This window comes from Streptomyces apricus (assembly GCF_008369065.1).
GTDB lineage: Bacteria > Actinomycetota > Actinomycetes > Streptomycetales > Streptomycetaceae > Streptomyces > Streptomyces apricus.
Genome location: NZ_VDFC01000232.1, coordinates 1 through 1108, shown reverse-complemented (window position 1 = coordinate 1108; position 1108 = coordinate 1). Strand labels below are relative to the sequence as shown.

The 1108-nt window shown below is 71.8% G+C and carries 1 protein-coding gene; it reads left to right on the top strand.

Annotated elements, in window-relative coordinates; genetic code table 11:
• Positions 1-31: 31 nt before the first annotated feature.
• The gene (locus tag FGF04_RS39390; RefSeq protein ID WP_149516191.1) at positions 32-874 is read left to right on the top strand and encodes a PPK2 family polyphosphate kinase; all 843 of its coding nucleotides are present in this window, start codon (positions 32-34) and stop codon (positions 872-874) included.
• Positions 875-1108 lie beyond the last annotated feature (234 nt).

Genomic DNA, 1108 nt, shown 5'->3' with positions numbered 1-1108 from the left:
GGATGGCACGGGCGGGGTCGAGGGGACCGCCGTGCGCGACCTGCTGCGCGTCCCCGTCGGGGAACGGGTCTCCCTCTCCTCGTACGACACCTCGGCGACCCCCGGCGGGAGCGCGGCCCCCAGATCCAAGACCGACGGTCTCGCCGCCATCACCCGGATGGCCGAACCCCTCGCCAACCTCCAGGAACGCCTCTGGGCGGCGAGCACGGCCGGTGACCGCCGCCGGATCCTGCTGGTCCTCCAGGGCATGGACACCAGTGGCAAGGGCGGCACGGTCAAACACGTCATCAGGCTCTTCAACCCGGCCGGCTGCCGCGTCCAGGCCTTCAAGGCGCCGACCCCCGAGGAGCGGCAGCACGACTTCCTCTGGCGCGTCAGGCGGCGGCTCCCCCAGCACGGCGAGATCGGCGTCTTCGACCGCTCCCACTACGAGGACGTCCTCGTCGCCCGCGTCCGCGAGCTGGCCCCGCGCGCCGAGATCGAGTCCCGGTACGGCCGGATCAACGACTTCGAGCGGGCCCTCGCCGACGACGGCCTGACCCTCGTGAAGTGCTTCCTGCACATCTCGTTCGAGGAGCAGCGGCTGCGTCTCCTGCGCCGGCTCGCCGACCCGCGCAAGCACTGGAAGTTCAGCCCGTCGGACATCGACGACCGGGCCCTGTGGCCCGCCTACCAGGAGGCGTACGAGATCGCCCTCGAACGCTGCTCCTCCGACGCCGCCCCCTGGTACGTGATCCCCGCCGACCGCAAGTGGTACCGGAACTGGGCGATCAGCCGGCTGCTGCTGGAGCATCTGACGGCTCTGGACCCGCAGTACCCGCAGCCGGACTTCGATGTGGAGGCCTGCCGGAAGCGCCTCCAGGAGGAGGGCTGACCAGCGCCTCCCCCGCGCCGCACAGGACCGACACCGAAAGCGATATAACCGTTTTTTCCTGTTCATCCGGTTAATGTCGCCCGCGTGAAGACCTTCCTGCGCCTGAAGAGGGCCACCGCCGCCTGCGTGCTCACGACGGCGGGCGCGGTCGCCCTCGCGGCGTGCGGCGCTCCCGACGCCCCCCGCGCCGCCACGGTCCCCGCGCCCGCGGTCACCGCTCCCTCGCGGCCGCCC